This window comes from Ruegeria sp. G2 (assembly GCF_056533505.1).
Genome location: NZ_JBQFON010000008.1, coordinates 191,265 through 205,590, shown reverse-complemented (window position 1 = coordinate 205,590; position 14,326 = coordinate 191,265). Strand labels below are relative to the sequence as shown.

Annotated in this window: 13 protein-coding genes; 10 read left to right on the top strand and 3 right to left on the bottom strand. The window is 57.5% G+C overall.

Annotated elements, in window-relative coordinates; translation table 11 throughout:
* Positions 1-36: 36 nt before the first annotated feature.
* The 3 genes from topA to tldD form a co-directional block, all read right to left on the bottom strand.
* Positions 37-2,658 carry a type I DNA topoisomerase gene (gene topA, locus ACR0DU_RS15845; RefSeq protein WP_480875856.1) on the bottom strand — a complete coding sequence of 874 codons (2,622 nt, stop codon included), beginning with the start codon at positions 2,656-2,658 and terminating at the stop codon, positions 37-39.
* A 179-nt stretch (positions 2,659-2,837) separates the two neighbouring features.
* Positions 2,838-3,974, bottom strand: coding sequence for a DNA-processing protein DprA (gene dprA, locus ACR0DU_RS15840; RefSeq protein ID WP_480875854.1), 1,137 nt, complete (start codon positions 3,972-3,974; stop codon positions 2,838-2,840).
* Between the two features lie 240 nt (positions 3,975-4,214).
* Complete coding sequence (gene tldD / locus ACR0DU_RS15835) at positions 4,215-5,636, bottom strand: metalloprotease TldD (RefSeq protein ID WP_010441668.1); 1,422 nt, start codon at positions 5,634-5,636, stop codon at positions 4,215-4,217.
* Between the two features lie 176 nt (positions 5,637-5,812).
* On the opposite strand from tldD, the gene coxB reads away from it, so the two are divergent.
* The 10 genes from coxB to ACR0DU_RS15785 all read left to right on the top strand — a co-directional run bounded on the left by coxB (position 5,813) and on the right by ACR0DU_RS15785 (position 14,309).
* On the top strand, positions 5,813-6,724 hold the full coding sequence (coxB, locus tag ACR0DU_RS15830) for a cytochrome c oxidase subunit II (RefSeq protein WP_170772762.1): 912 nt from the start codon (positions 5,813-5,815) through the stop codon (positions 6,722-6,724).
* Positions 6,725-6,798: 74 nt separating this feature from the next.
* Entirely contained in the window at positions 6,799-7,755 is a 957-nt protein-coding gene (gene cyoE / locus ACR0DU_RS15825; RefSeq protein WP_480875850.1) for a heme o synthase, read from the top strand.
* The gene (locus tag ACR0DU_RS15820) at positions 7,752-7,913 is read left to right on the top strand and encodes a hypothetical protein (RefSeq protein WP_010441671.1); all 162 of its coding nucleotides are present in this window, start codon (positions 7,752-7,754) and stop codon (positions 7,911-7,913) included. Before cyoE ends, ACR0DU_RS15820 begins: the two co-directional genes overlap by 4 nt.
* The gene (locus ACR0DU_RS15815; protein ID WP_170541589.1) at positions 7,913-8,488 is read left to right on the top strand and encodes a cytochrome c oxidase assembly protein; all 576 of its coding nucleotides are present in this window, start codon (positions 7,913-7,915) and stop codon (positions 8,486-8,488) included. Before ACR0DU_RS15820 ends, ACR0DU_RS15815 begins: the two co-directional genes overlap by 1 nt.
* Before the next feature lie 22 nt (positions 8,489-8,510).
* On the top strand, positions 8,511-9,326 hold the full coding sequence (locus ACR0DU_RS15810) for a cytochrome c oxidase subunit 3 (protein ID WP_010441673.1): 816 nt from the start codon (positions 8,511-8,513) through the stop codon (positions 9,324-9,326).
* A 156-nt stretch (positions 9,327-9,482) separates the two neighbouring features.
* Positions 9,483-10,160 carry an SURF1 family protein gene (locus ACR0DU_RS15805; RefSeq protein WP_480875847.1) on the top strand — a complete coding sequence of 226 codons (678 nt, stop codon included), beginning with the start codon at positions 9,483-9,485 and terminating at the stop codon, positions 10,158-10,160.
* On the top strand, positions 10,157-11,545 hold the full coding sequence (thrC, locus tag ACR0DU_RS15800) for a threonine synthase (protein WP_480875845.1): 1,389 nt from the start codon (positions 10,157-10,159) through the stop codon (positions 11,543-11,545). Before ACR0DU_RS15805 ends, thrC begins: the two co-directional genes overlap by 4 nt.
* Positions 11,542-12,804 carry a M16 family metallopeptidase gene (locus ACR0DU_RS15795; protein ID WP_480875843.1) on the top strand — a complete coding sequence of 421 codons (1,263 nt, stop codon included), beginning with the start codon at positions 11,542-11,544 and terminating at the stop codon, positions 12,802-12,804. Before thrC ends, ACR0DU_RS15795 begins: the two co-directional genes overlap by 4 nt.
* Positions 12,804-13,388 carry a GNAT family N-acetyltransferase gene (locus tag ACR0DU_RS15790; protein WP_010441677.1) on the top strand — a complete coding sequence of 195 codons (585 nt, stop codon included), beginning with the start codon at positions 12,804-12,806 and terminating at the stop codon, positions 13,386-13,388. The genes ACR0DU_RS15795 and ACR0DU_RS15790 overlap by 1 nt, the downstream gene beginning before the upstream one ends.
* A gap of 102 nt (positions 13,389-13,490) precedes the next feature.
* A complete protein-coding gene (locus tag ACR0DU_RS15785) occupies positions 13,491-14,309 on the top strand; it encodes an MBL fold metallo-hydrolase (protein WP_170473247.1) in 819 nt (272 codons plus the stop codon).
* Positions 14,310-14,326 lie beyond the last annotated feature (17 nt).

The following is a 14,326-nucleotide window of genomic DNA, read 5'->3' as shown; positions in this document are numbered from 1 at the left end:
AAGTCAACGAATCCAAGGGGCAGGTGGTATTTCTACCTAACCTGCCTTTTTGGTGGTTTTCTTGGCAGCTGCTTTCTTCTTGGGCGCCGCCTTCTTCTTAGTACCCTTCTTGGCCGCACGCTCGTTGACCAGTTCAATGGCCATTTCCTGCGTCACATCCTCGGGCTTTATGTCCTTGGGGATTGTCGCGTTGACCTTTTCCCATTTCACGTAAGGCCCGTAGCGCCCGTCCAGAATCTGCATCACGCCACCATCCGGATGTTCGCCCACTTCTTTCAGCGGTTTTGCGGCCTGTCCGCGCCGTCCCGGATTAGCCCGTTTTTCGGCCAGCATTTCGACCGCCCGGTTCATGCCGATTTCAAACACGTCATTTGGGTCTTTGACATTGACGTAGACGGGTTTGGCCTCCTCCGGCAGCTGGTGCATGATATATGGGCCAAACCGTCCAAAGTTCGAGCTGATCATGCCACCCTCGGGATGTTCGCCGATCTGGCGCGGCAAAGACAACAAAGTCAGCGCCTTTTCCAGATCCATGTCATCTTTGTTCCAGCCACGGGGCAGGGATGCACGCGGAGGTTTCTTGTTTTCGGGCGTGGGCTCTCCGCGCTGTACATAAGGGCCAAAGCGACCGGATTTCAGCCAGATTTCATCGCCCACATCTTCGCCCAGCAAACGTTCGTCACCTTCAGCACCTTCGCCAGCGATCGGACGGGTATAGGTACACTCCGGGTAGTTGCCGCAGCCCACGAATCCACCGGTACGCGACGTTTTGAGGTGCAACTGCCCCACGCCGCATTTCGGACAAACACGCGGATCGGATCCGTCTTCTCGCGGGGGATACAGCTGGGGCGCCAACGCCTCATCCAGCTTGTCCAGCACTTCTGATATGCGCAGTTCCGAAGTCTCACCAATTGCAGCCGAGAAATCTCGCCAGAACTTACCGAGCAGATCCTTGTAGTCACGGTCCCCAGCGCTGACGTCATCGAGCTCTTCTTCGAGGTTGGCCGTAAACTCATAGCCCACATACTGGCGGAAGAAGTTCAGCAGAAAGATCGTGACGATCCGCCCCTTTTCTTCGGGGATCAGGCGGTTCTTGTCTTTGCGTACATATTCCCGATCCTGAATCGTGGTGACGATCGAAGCATAGGTCGATGGCCGTCCGATCCCCAATTCTTCCATCCGCTTGACAAGCGTCGCCTCGGTATAGCGTGGCGGTGGTTGAGTGTGGTGTTGCAGCGCGAGCACGGCTTCGTTGTCGGACAGAATCGCGGCTTTGTCCGAGTCGCTGGTGGCCTTGGTAAACTGATCCCGCAATGATGTCTTGGCAAAGCGCGCCGGATCACCTTGCATGATCTGAGGCAGGCGCTTGTCATCGTCATCAACAACGTCATCGCGGCCTTCTTCATAGACGCGCATGAAACCGTCAAACAAGACGACTTGGCCGGTGGCGCGCAAGCCGACTTGGCCGTCATCACTGCCGATTTCGACTGTCGTGCGCTCCAGTCGTGCCGCAGCCATCTGACAGGCAATGGTGCGCTTCCAGATCAGGTCGTACAGTTTGCGTTGATCTTCATCCGTTACTTTCAGCACTTTGGCATCACGCGACATATCCGTCGGACGGATACACTCGTGGGCTTCCTGCGCGTTTTTGGCCTTGTTTTTATACATGCGCGGGCTGTCCGGCACATATTCGGGGCCATATCGATCCGAGATGGTATCACGGGTGGCCGTAACAGCTTCGGGCGCCATGTCGATACCGTCAGTCCGCATATAGGTAATGTAGCCCGCCTCATACAGCCGTTGCGCCACCTGCATTGCGTGGCGCGCGCCCATTCCGAATTTACGACTGGCTTCCTGCTGCAGGGTTGAGGTCATGAACGGGGCGCTTGGGTTGCGTGCGGCAGGCTTGGCCTCGACTGAGGTGACACTCAGCGCCCGGCTGGTAATCGCCTGTACAGCCAGCTCGGCCTGCGTGGCATTAGTCAGATCGTGTTTGTCGAGCTTTTTGCCGGCCAGAGTAACAAGACGGGCTTCATAGGTCTGGCCGCGTGGTGTTTCGAACAAGGCCCTTACGGACCAGTATTCAACAGGCTTGAATGCCTCAATCTCCATCTCGCGTTCCACGATCAGGCGCAGACAGACCGACTGTACGCGGCCAGCAGACTTTGCGCCCGGCAGTTTGCGCCATAAAACGGGCGATAAGTTGAAGCCCACCAGATAATCCAGCGCACGGCGGGCCAGATAGGCCTCGACCAGCGGCATATCGACCTCACGCGGGTTCTGCATCGCCTCGGTCACGGCGTCTTTGGTGATCGCGTTGAACGTCACGCGGCTCACCGGTGTGTCTTTCTTGATCGAACGCCGCTTGGTCAGCGCCTCTTGCAGGTGCCAGCTGATCGCTTCGCCTTCGCGATCAGGGTCGGTCGCGAGGATCAGTGCGTTGTCTTCTTTCAGCGCGTCGGCAATGGCTTTGACATGCTTGCGGCTGTCATTGCCGACCTCCCATTTCATGGAAAATTCATGCTCGGGATCGACCGACCCATCCTTCGGCGGCAGGTCACGGACGTGGCCATATGAGGCCAAAACAGTGTAGTCGGGGCCAAGATACTTGTTGATCGTTTTCGCTTTGGCCGGAGATTCTACAACAACTACGGGCATTTAAGGGGAAACCTCGCTCGACGGATTTTGCGCTTTGTATGACCGTGCAAAATGTGTGGGGCAAGATCGAATTGTCAATGCGTTGGTTTTCCGCGCCCAAAGCCCCTGATTTTCAAGCCGATTCTGGCAGTTTGCACCGTGTCATAGGTAGCTGGTCCTAAATCTCAGCTTATCGGATATTAGGCGCTAAGGGCCAAAAGCCCGCCCGGTTGCCGCTGAATCTTACCATCAAGTTCCAGATCGACCAGCACTGGGCCAATTTCGCCAGCGGATGCGTCGACATCCCGGATCAACTGGTCCTCGGCGATTGGAGATGGACCAAGGCAACTGAGAATCACGTCGTGTAGTGCGCGTGGGGCATTTTCGGATTGTGCCGTCTCCAGTCGGATAGGCGGGATTTGTTGGGGCAGTATCTGATGCTGCGGCGTCGGCAATGCGTCAATCACATCTTCAGCGGTGCGTACCAATGTCGCGCCGTCCCGGATCAGCAGGTTGCATCCCGCCGCCCTTGCGTCGAACGGGTGACCAGGGACGGCCAGAACTTCTCGTCCCTGGTCTAGCGCGTCTCGTGCGGTGATCAGGCTGCCCGATTTGGCGGCAGCTTCGACCACGACAACAGCCTGTGCCAGACCTGAAATAATGCGATTGCGGCGCGGGAAATGCCGGGCCTGTGGCGTAGTGCCCATCGGTTGCTCGGACAGGCGCAGGCCGGTTTTTGCGATGTCGCGCGCCAGATCAGAATTCTCGGCTGGATAAATCACATCGACCCCACCAGCCATCACCGCCACAGTTCCTGTCTCCAAAGTGGCAATATGGGCCGAAGTATCAATACCGCGGGCCAGTCCCGAGACGACGATGTAGTCTTCTTTACCCAACTCAGAGGCCAACGCCCGTGCCATGCGGGCACCCAGTGAAGAACAGTTCCGTGCCCCGACCATAGCGATCGCCTGTCGATTCAGAATAGTCGGATCACCAATCGCCCATAACATTGGAGGTGCGTCAGAAATGTCGATCAGCGCATCGGGATAGTCAGCGGCCCCAAGGCACAAAAGCCGCGCTTCGGCTGCTTTTGCGGCCTTGAGCTCCGCCTCGATCACGCCGGGGGGGCAGATTTCGTACCCTTCAATTCCGGCAGCGCGCGCCATTTCCGGCAGCGCGGCCAGCGCATTCTGCGCCGAGCCATGTTCGCGCAACAGGCGCCGAAACGTCGCCGGTCCAACTTTGCGCGAACGCAACAGACGGAGCCACGAAAACCGGTCCTCTTCCGTGGTGGGTGGGAGTGGGGGGTGATTGGAAGAAAGCTGCTCTTCGGTCATCCGATGCTCCGCCTGATTGCAAAACTGGTTTACGGTGCAGCGGGTTAACAGCCTGTAAATCTTGGATAATTAGAACTGAATTATTCGGATTTTGAAGTTAGATATCATGCTATGCATTTGAAAATATAGAAAAAATTTGCATGAATTTTTCTTTGCGCAAGCTACCGTTGATCGGCAATTTCTTAAACCGATGAGGCGCAGCGTTAACCCTGCGCCTCATTCCTCACACTGAATCCCGACTCAAGCAGCAGAGCCGCCAACCGTAAGTCCGTCCATCAGGACGGTTGGTTGCCCCACTCCCACCGGCACCCATTGCCCGTCCTTGCCGCAGGTGCCCATGCCCGGATCAAGCGCCATATCGTTCCCCAGGCCCCGAATACGCTTTAGCGCCGAGGGACCGTCACCAATGAGTGTCGCGCCTTTGACCGGAGCACCAATCTTACCATTCTCGACGCGATAGGCCTCGGTGCAGGAAAAGACGAACTTGCCATTGGTGATATCAACCTGACCACCGCCAAAACCGACGGCCCAGATGCCGTCTTTGATGTCTGATACCAGCGAGGCTGGGTCTGAATCACCGCCCAACATGATCGTATTGGTCATACGAGGCATGGGTTTGTGGGCATAGCTCTGTCGCCGCCCGTTGCCGGTGGGTGAAACCCCCATCAGACGTGCGTTTTGGCGGTCCTGCATATATCCAGTCAGTATACCGTCTTCGATCAGGACCGTGCGCGAACTGGGGGTACCTTCGTCATCCACCGAAATCGAGCCGCGACGGTCCGCTATCGTGCCGTCATCAACGACGGTCACGCCTTTTGAGGCGATCTGCTGTCCCATCAGCCCGGCGAAGGCCGAGCTGCCCTTGCGGTTGAAATCGCCTTCCAGACCGTGCCCAATGGCCTCGTGCAACAGAATTCCGGGCCAGCCAGGTCCCAATGCAACCTCCATCACGCCGGCAGGGGCAGGGATGGCATCCAGATTAACCAGAGCGATCCGCAGCGCTTCGCGTGCTTTGTCCTGCCAGTCGGTGGGGTCAATCAAACCGTCCAGCCCCACGCGACCGCCCCCCCCGGCTGAGCCGCTTTCGCGCCGTCCGTTCTGTTCTACGATGACCGAGACGTTCAGGCGGGTCATCGGGCGCACATCGCGCACCTGGACGCCGTCGGGGCGCAGAATCTCGATCTCCTGCACTGCGGCGGCAATCGTGGCGCTGACTTGCACGACCCGAGGGTCCAGATCGCGAGCAAAGGCGTCAATCTCGCGCAGGGTCTCGATCTTGACCGGAAAACTGGCGGATTCGATCGGGTCCTCATCGGTATAAAGCCGTGTGTTGGTGGCCTGTGGCGGTCCGGCCAGCGTCCCTCCACCATCACCGACGGCCAGCCGTGCGGTTTCAGCGGCTCGTTTAAGTGAGGGAATCGAAACATCCGTCGAGTGTGCGTATCCCGCAACTTCGCACTGCACTGCACGCAGGCCGAATCCCTCGGATGCATCGTAGGAAGCCGTCCGCAGACGACCGTCATCGAACACCAGTGACTCGGACTTTCGCCGCTCGACAAACAGCTCTCCGTCCTCCGCGCCATTGGTTGCGGCCTGCAGCACAGCAAGCGCCTCGTCCTTCGGAAGAACGCTTTCAAAGGGGCGAAATGGGGCCTGAGACATAGGTTGCGACCTTTCGGGTTTGATCCAGATCAAAAATAGCGTCTGTTTGACGCAAGCATTTTGCTTTATCTACCCGACGGAATATGGTTTTTAACGCGGCCAAAGACAACGGGAGAGGTGCGACCGATTCACACCTTTTCGCCAGAGACGCAAAGATCAAACGATCAGGACAGAAAATGAAGAATGCTTTGATGCTTTCCGGGCTTGCAACAGCCCTCTCCAGCCTTCCCGCCATGGCTCAGGAGCTTGAGATTATTGGCAAGCCGGTGGCAGGCGGCGTTGGTTTCCAGCCTGCGACCACCAGTCTTGCCGAAGGAATTCAGAGTCTCGACAATATGATTCTGGTGATCATCACGGTCATCTGCCTGTTTGTCGCCGGTCTGCTGCTCTACTGCATCGTGCGATACAATCGGCGTGCGAATCCTGAGCCTGCCCGGTTTTCCCACTATACCCCGGTTGAGATTGCGTGGACCCTTGGGCCAATCCTAATTCTGGTTTTCATTGGCGCATTCTCGCTGCCGGTTCTGTTCAAGCAACAAGAGATCCCAGAGGGCGACATCACCATCAAGGTCGTGGGTAACCAGTGGTACTGGACTTACGAATATGTCGATCACGATTTCGCATTCGACAGCTACTTGCTGGGCCACCCGGCCACTTTGGATGAGGGCGCGCGCCCTGCGGATGCAGATGTAACGCCATTTGTGCTGGATGACGCGATGCGCGCCAAGCTGGCCGATGCGGGCTACAGCCAGGATGAGTGGCTGCTCGCGACGGACACGGCGGTAGTTGTTCCAGTTGGTAAGATCATTGTCATGCAGGTTACTGCGTCTGACGTGATCCATTCGTGGACCATCCCGTCATTCGGCGTAAAGCAGGACGGCGTACCAGGTCGTTTGGCCGAACTGTGGTTCCAGGCTGATAAGGAAGGCGTCTATTTCGGCCAGTGCTCGGAACTGTGCGGCAAAGACCATGCCTATATGCCGATCACCGTCAAAGTGGTCAGCGAAGAGGCATATGAGCAGTGGCTGCAGGGCGCTCTGGAAGAGTATGCAGGTAAGCCTGTTTCCTATCAGGTGGCCTCGAACTAAGCCGACTGAGGCCTAGGTAAACATGTGCGGGCTGCGCGGGTTTCGCGCAGCTTTTGCCCCGAAAAGGACCAAAGATGAGCGACGCAAGCTTCAATGCCAGCACCGTTTCCGCGCAGACCCGCGCGGACGAGGCCAGCTTTGGCGATTATTTTACCCTGCTGAAGCCACGCGTGATGTCGCTGGTGGTGTTTACGGCTTTGGTTGGATTGCTTGCGGCCCCGGTTCCAGTACATCCGTTTGTAGGATTCTGCGCCATCCTGTTTATCGCGATCGGTGGTGGTGCGTCTGGCGCGCTGAACATGTGGTGGGACGCGGATATCGACCGCGTGATGAAGCGCACCAAAGGCCGCCCGATCCCGTCCGGCAAGGTCGAGGAAGGCGAGGCATTGGCATTGGGACTGGCTCTGTCTGGCCTGTCCGTCATCATGCTGGGTCTGGCAACCAACTGGTTCGCCGGCGCGTTTCTGGCCTTTACCATCTTCTTCTATGTCGTCGTCTACACGATCTGGCTAAAGCGTTCGACACCGCAGAATATCGTGATCGGTGGTGCCGCAGGGGCGTTCCCGCCGGTGATCGGATGGGTCGCGGCCACAGGTTCGATGACGCTTGAGCCGTGGTTGATGTTCGCCCTGACCTTTATGTGGACGCCGCCGCATTTCTGGGCCTTGGCGCTGTTTATGCGCTCGGACTATGACGACGCAGGCGTGCCGATGCTGACCGTTACGCACGGCCGCCGCGCCACACGCTGGCACATTCTGGTCTATACCGCGCTGCTTGCGGTGCTGGCGGTGGGCACCGCGTTCTCGGATATCGGAGGCCCGATCTATCTGGTGGTCGCACTGGTTCTGAACGGCTTGTTCCTGCGGGGCGCCTGGCAGATTTCCCGCCGAAACGAAGACGATTCCGAAGCCGACAATTTCAAGGTCGAGCGCAGCTTCTTCAAGCTGTCGTTGCTGTATCTCTTCCTGCATTTTGGCGCGATTCTGGCTGAGGCGCTGCTGAAACCGTATGGGCTGGGAGGCTGGTCATGAGCCTGCGCAAAAGCCATGAGCTGCATCAGCGTCGGTTCAGCCGCAATCTGGGCGTGGGCCTAACACTGGCCGCGTTCATCGTGATCATCTTTGGACTGACGATCGTGAAGGTCTCGGGCACTGATTTCAACATGGCACCACAAGAGGTGCAGAACTGATGGCGTTGACCGGTCCTCAGAAAACCGTTGCACAAACGGTTGGTGTGGTTGTCCTGATGGGCAGCCTCGCTTGGGCAGCTGTGCCGTTTTATGACTGGTTTTGCCGGGTCACCGGCTTTGGTGGGACCACCGGCGTGGCCGAAGTGGCACCAGACGAGATTCTGGACCGCACCGTCACCGTGCGTTTTGACGCGTCAAAAGCCAAAGACATGGCCTGGGAATTCAAGCCGGTCGAGCGCGAGATGGAAGTCCGCATTGGTGAGACCGGGCTGGCCTTCTACGAAGCCTATAACCCAACTGATCGCCCGATTGCGGGACAGGCGTCATACAATGTCGCCCCGTATTCTGCCGGTGGATATTTTCAGAAGATTGCCTGTTTCTGCTTTGAAGAGCAGGTTCTGCAACCCGGAGAGCGGGTTGAGATGCCGGTGACTTTCTTCGTCGATCCAGAGATGGTCGAAGATTTAGAAGCCAAGTATGTGCATACGATTACTCTGTCGTATACATTCTACGAAATTGACCTGCCCGAGGGCTATGCCGCCCTTGACGTGCAGGCTGAGACAAACAAGAACTAACGCCTGTAGGTGAGGGACGCTGATGGCACACGCAAAAGACCATGATTATCACATTCTGAACCCGTCGATCTGGCCACTGATCGGCGCGGTATCTGGCTTTGTGATGCTATTCGGGGCTGTTCTGTGGATGCACGGGATTACCCCGTGGATCTTCTGGATGGGACTGATCGGCGTTCTTTACACCATGTTCGCATGGTGGTCCGAAGTGGTGGTCGAAAGCCGTCAGGGCGACCATACGCCGGTTGTGCGTATTGGTCTGCGCTATGGCTTCATCCTGTTCGTGATGTCCGAAGTGATGTTCTTTTTTGCCTGGTTCTGGTCGTTCTTCAAGCATCGCATGTACCCGATGTACGACTATGCTGGCACCGAGTACATCCAGCCCGACATTCACGCGGTTGACCCGTTCCACCTGCCGCTGATCAACACTCTGGTGCTGCTACTGTCGGGTTGTGCGATCACTTGGGCACACCATGCTCTGGTGCATGACAATGACCGCAAGGCACTGATCAATGGCCTAGCCATTGGCATCGTTCTGGGTATCGCGTTTACTGCATTGCAGGGCTTTGAGTACTACGAGCTGCTGGCCCACGAAGGCTGGAAGTTTGGCGATGACCAGTTCTACTCGAACTTCTTCATGGCAACTGGTTTCCACGGTTTCCACGTCATCATTGGAACCATCTTCCTGTCGGTCTGCTTGATCCGCGCCCTGAAAGGCGATTTCACGCCCGAGAAACACGTCGGGTTCGAAGCGGCAGCTTGGTACTGGCACTTCGTTGACGTCGTCTGGCTGTTCCTGTTCTTCGCCGTTTACATTTGGGGTCAAGCTCCGCTGATGTGACGCCGGTCAGGTGATCCAATTGCAAAAGCCGCCCCAAGGGGCGGCTTTTTCTCTATCAGGTGCGCAAGATTGCGCCCCATACAATTGCGTGGTTGCAATTAGACCAACACGCGCCGTAACAAGACGCCGATTTCTGCAACAAGGTTTGGCCCCGCCATGCGCCGTATTCTGTTTCTGCTGATTTTCGGCCTCGCGGGTTTGGGCGTGCTGATATCGCTCGGCGTGTGGCAAATGCAGCGTCAGTCTTGGAAACAGGGCATTTTGGCCGAGATCGAAGCGCGCATTGCGGCTGATGCGGTTGTTCTCCCCGAGACCGTTACGGAAGCAGATGACAAGTATCTTCCTGTCACACTCTCCGGAGATATGAAGCCAGAGGAAATCCACGTTCTGGTCTCGGTTAAGCAGGTTGGGGCTGGGTACCGGATCATTCAGCCCTTCAGCACCGCTGGTCGCACTATTCTTGTGGATCGGGGCTTTGTACCGACGACCGCCAAGCAGGCCGATCGTGTGATTGGCCCGATGGAGGTCTCAGGCAATCTGCACTGGCCTGATGAAATCGACAGCTATACGCCCGAGCCAGATATCGATGGCAACATCTGGTTTGCGCGTGACGTGCCCACTCTGGCTGCGGCACTAGGTACAGAGCCTGTGTTGTTGATCGCCCGGTCCAAAACGGACCCTGACATAACACCTCTTCCGGTGGACACGGCGGGTATCCCGAACGACCACCTTCAATATGCAATCACATGGTTTGGTTTGGCTCTGGTTTGGGCCGCAATGACCGGATACTTCCTTTGGCGCAACCGCGCCCCTTCTGAGAGAGAAGAGCAATGAGATATATCTCGACCCGTGGCCAAGCGCCGGAACTAAGCTTTGAAGAAGCGATGCTGACCGGGCTGGCACGTGATGGTGGCCTGTACCTTCCCGCCGAGATCCCTGTGATGTCGCAGGACGAAATTGCTGCGTTGGCTGGCTTGCCCTACGAAGAAATCGCATTCCGCGTCATGTGGCCCTATGTCAATGAGTCATTCGCCGAGGATGAGTTCAAGGCTATCATCGCCCGCGCTTACGATGGTTTTGGACACGACGCCCGCGCGCCGTTGAAGCAGCTGAACGAGAACCATTTTCTGCTGGAGCTGTTTCACGGACCCACGCTGGCCTTCAAAGATTTCGCCATGCAGCTAATCGGCCAGCTGTTTCAGGTAGCGCTGAAACGGCGCGGTGATCGCGTAACTATCGTCGGTGCGACAAGCGGCGATACTGGTTCAGCTGCCATTGAGGCGTTTCGAGGGCTGGACGCGGTGGACGTGTTCATCCTGTTCCCGCATGGCCGTGTTTCGGAAGTGCAGCGCCGTCAGATGACGGCGCCCGCCGACAGCAATGTGCACGCTTTGGCCGTGGATGGCGACTTCGACGACTGTCAGGCCGCGCTCAAGGATATGTTCAACGATTTTGACTTCCGTGATGGGGTGAAACTGGCCGGTGTGAACTCGATCAACTTTGCGCGCGTCCTGGCACAGATCGTGTATTATTTCTCTGCCGCCGTCAGCCTTGGCGCGCCGCATCGCAAGGTCAGCTTTACCGTCCCCACAGGCAACTTTGGCGACATCTTCGCAGGCTATCTGGCCAAGCGTATGGGATTGCCCATCGACCGTCTGGTCGTGGCAACCAACCAGAACGACATTTTGCATCGCTGTCTGTCGGGCGAGGGGTATTTCAAGGGTGACACGATCCCTTCGATCAGCCCGTCGATGGATATTCAGGTCAGTTCCAACTTTGAGCGCGCACTGTACTTTGCCTATGGTGAGGATGGTGGTGCCGTTGCGCAATTGATGGATGAACTGAAGAACGGTGGCTTCAACGTCAGCCAAGGCGCGATGGAAGCGCTACGGGAAAGCTTCGACTCGGGTCGTGTATCTGAGGATGAGACACTGGCCACAATCAAGCACACTCTGACCCACAGCGCCGAACTGGTTTGTCCGCATACTGCCGTTGGTATCAAGGTCGCTGAAGAACATCGCTCCGCTGATGTGCCGATGATCACGCTGGCCACTGCCCACCCGGCGAAATTCCCGGCAGCGGTTGAGAAGGCAAGCGGCGAACATCCGCCTCTTCCATCCCGCATGTCTGATCTGTATGAACGTCCGGAACGGGTGACACGGATTGCCAACGATCTGGGTGCCCTTGAGGATCATATCAGAAGGCATATTGCTGAGTGACAGTCAGACAGGACCAACTGAAGAACGGCTTTCGTATCGTCAGTGAACATATGCCGGGGCTGCAATCTGCAGCCATTGGCATCTGGGTAACCGCCGGTGGGCGGCATGAGCGGATCGAACAGAACGGCATCGCGCATTTCCTTGAACATATGGCGTTCAAGGGAACCGAGCGGCGATCCGCGCTGCAAATCGCCGAGGCGATCGAGGATGTGGGCGGATATATAAACGCCTACACATCGCGAGAAGTTACGGCCTATTACGCGCGTGTTTTGAAGGACGATGTGACGCTGGCGATGGACGTGATCGGCGACATCGTTCTGAACCCAGTGTTTGATCCGCGCGAGATCGAGGTCGAGCGTGGTGTAATCCTGCAGGAAATCGGTCAGGCTTATGACACGCCCGATGATGTTATCTTCGATTGGCTGCAAGAGCAGAGCTATCACGATCAGCCGCTGGGCCGCACCATTCTTGGCCCGACCGAGCGGGTAAGTGCATTCTCGCGTGAAGACCTGTCGGGTTTCGTGGCTGAGCATTACGGGCCGGAACAGATGATCCTGTCGGCCGCTGGCGCTGTGGATCATGACGCCCTGATGAAGATGGTGGAAGAAATGTTCGGCCATCTGCAGCCGCGCAAAGGTCTGACCCCTGAAATTGCCCGCTTTACCGGTGGTGAGGCACGGCAGGAAAAAGATCTGGAACAGGCCCATTTCGCGCTGGCCATGGAGAGCCCAGGCTATCGCGATGATGCGATCTATACCGCACAGATTTATTCGACGGCTTTGGGCGGCGGCATGTCTTCGCGCCTGTTTCAGGAAGTGCGCGAAACGCGTGGTCTCTGCTACACGATATTTGCACAGACGGGCGCCTATGCCGACACCGGCACGACCACGATCTATGCGGGCACCTCCGCCGATCAAGTTGCCGAACTGGCCACGATCACCATCGACGAGATGAAGCGCGCCGCCGGCGATATGAATGACGAAGAAGTGGCCCGTGCCCGCGCACAGATGAAGGCCGGAATGCTGATGGGGCTGGAAAGCCCCTCGAACCGGGCCGAACGTCTGGCGCGTCTGGTGCAGATTTGGGGGCGGGTACCCTCGCTCGAGGATACGGTCGCCAAGATCGATGCCGTCAGTACCGAGGATGTACGCGCCTTTGCTGAACAGATGGCCATGCAGGCCCCGGCGGCGTTGGCGCTGTACGGGCCGGTTTCGGGTGCGCCAACGCTGGCTGAGCTACAGGAGAGGCGTGCGGCGTGATGCTACTGGGCAGACGCAAGCTGAAACTCGAAACCGAGCGGCTGAGCCTGCGCCCGCCTGTCCATTCCGATTTCAATGATTGGGCGGCACTGCGTCGCGCGTCAAAAGAATACCTGACTCCGTGGGAGCCGGTCTGGGCGAAGGATCACCTGAGTCGCAAATCATTTACCAACCGGGTCTACTGGGCACAGCGCTCGGTTGCCGGCGGTACGGCGATTCCGCTATTTCTGTTTCGCCGTACGGATAATGTCCTGCTGGGGGCCATCACGCTGGATAATATCCGCCGTGGCCCAGCGCAGGCCGGAACGCTGGGATACTGGACCGGGCAATCCTTTGCCCGTCAGGGCTTCATGCGCGAAGCGATTGGAGCGGTGGTTCATCACGCTTTTACCCGTCTGGACCTCAGCCGGATCGAAGCCGCCTGTTTGCCGGAAAACAAGGCCTCGCGCGGGTTACTGGAAAGCTCGGGCTTCAAATATGAAGGCGTGGCGCAGTCCTATCTGCAGATCAACGGGCGGTGGCGGACCCATGTTCTGTATGCGTCTTTGCGGTCTGATCGGCGCGGGAAGACCGACGTAGGTTAGGGGGCGCTGCCCCGTCGCGGCGGGCCGCGACTCTCCCTGGAGTATTTTGGACCAGATGGACAAGGGGCATGACTTGCGGGCGTTCTGCGCTACACTCGGGGTATGTGGCGGGTTGTTGCGGTATTGATGATGATCTCGGGCGGGGCTGTGGCGCAGGAGCGGCGGCCTAGTCACTGTATCGCTATTGCAGATGCAGCGCCGGGGATTGAATATCTTCACAAAGCGGCCTGGCAGGATCCCGTGCCAGAGTTTTCGGTTCGGATCAGCTATGTCGCGCATGCATCGTTTTTGATCCAGACACAGGGTGGATTGAACGCGGTGACTGATTTCACCGGCTTTATCGGCGGCGCAGCGCTGATTCCAGACGTAGTCACGATGAACCATGCGCACAGCACCCACTGGACCGCCCATCCCGATCCGGCCATCCCGTACGTCCTGCCTGGCTGGGGTGAGTTCGGGCAGGGCATTGAACATCATCTCGATCTGGGAGAGCTGCTTGTGCGTAATGTGTCGACCGATATTCGATCGGCCTACAGTGGGGTGGAAGAGCGCGGGAACTCGATCTTTGTGTTCGAAGTAGAGGGGTTGTGCATCGGTCATCTGGGACATCTGCATCATATACCCTCGGACGAACAATTCGCGGCATTGGGTCGGCTTGATGTGGTCATGGCCGCAGTGGATGGTGGGACGACCATGCCTCTGCCCGAAATGATCCAAGTTCTGAAGCGGCTGAAAAGCTCGATCATTATTCCAATGCACTGGTTCTCGGACTTCTCACTTGAGCGATTTCTAGTGGATATACGCGAGGATTTTCCGGTTGAACGAGATGGAGTTTCGGAACTCATCGTCTCATTGCGGACTTTGCCAGACCGACCGACGGTCGTCGTGTTGGAACCCCAGTATCTGATTGAGCAGGAATAGGGCTTGCCGCTGCCGTT

What these genes read in the sequence shown, in the direction of transcription:
- ACR0DU_RS15790 (WP_010441677.1), top strand. Translation starts at nt 12,804, where the DNA reads ATGCTACTGGGCAGACGCAAGCTGAAACTCGAAACCGAGCGGCTGAGC.
- thrC (WP_480875845.1), top strand. Translation starts at nt 10,157, where the DNA reads ATGAGATATATCTCGACCCGTGGCCAAGCGCCGGAACTAAGCTTTGAA.
- ACR0DU_RS15805 (WP_480875847.1), top strand. Translation starts at nt 9,483, where the DNA reads ATGCGCCGTATTCTGTTTCTGCTGATTTTCGGCCTCGCGGGTTTGGGC.
- dprA (WP_480875854.1), bottom strand. Translation starts at nt 3,974, where the DNA reads ATGACCGAAGAGCAGCTTTCTTCCAATCACCCCCCACTCCCACCCACC.
- coxB (WP_170772762.1), top strand. Translation starts at nt 5,813, where the DNA reads ATGAAGAATGCTTTGATGCTTTCCGGGCTTGCAACAGCCCTCTCCAGC.
- ACR0DU_RS15820 (WP_010441671.1), top strand. Translation starts at nt 7,752, where the DNA reads ATGAGCCTGCGCAAAAGCCATGAGCTGCATCAGCGTCGGTTCAGCCGC.
- tldD (WP_010441668.1), bottom strand. Translation starts at nt 5,636, where the DNA reads ATGTCTCAGGCCCCATTTCGCCCCTTTGAAAGCGTTCTTCCGAAGGAC.
- ACR0DU_RS15815 (WP_170541589.1), top strand. Translation starts at nt 7,913, where the DNA reads ATGGCGTTGACCGGTCCTCAGAAAACCGTTGCACAAACGGTTGGTGTG.
- ACR0DU_RS15810 (WP_010441673.1), top strand. Translation starts at nt 8,511, where the DNA reads ATGGCACACGCAAAAGACCATGATTATCACATTCTGAACCCGTCGATC.
- topA (WP_480875856.1), bottom strand. Translation starts at nt 2,658, where the DNA reads ATGCCCGTAGTTGTTGTAGAATCTCCGGCCAAAGCGAAAACGATCAAC.
- ACR0DU_RS15785 (WP_170473247.1), top strand. Translation starts at nt 13,491, where the DNA reads ATGTGGCGGGTTGTTGCGGTATTGATGATGATCTCGGGCGGGGCTGTG.
- cyoE (WP_480875850.1), top strand. Translation starts at nt 6,799, where the DNA reads ATGAGCGACGCAAGCTTCAATGCCAGCACCGTTTCCGCGCAGACCCGC.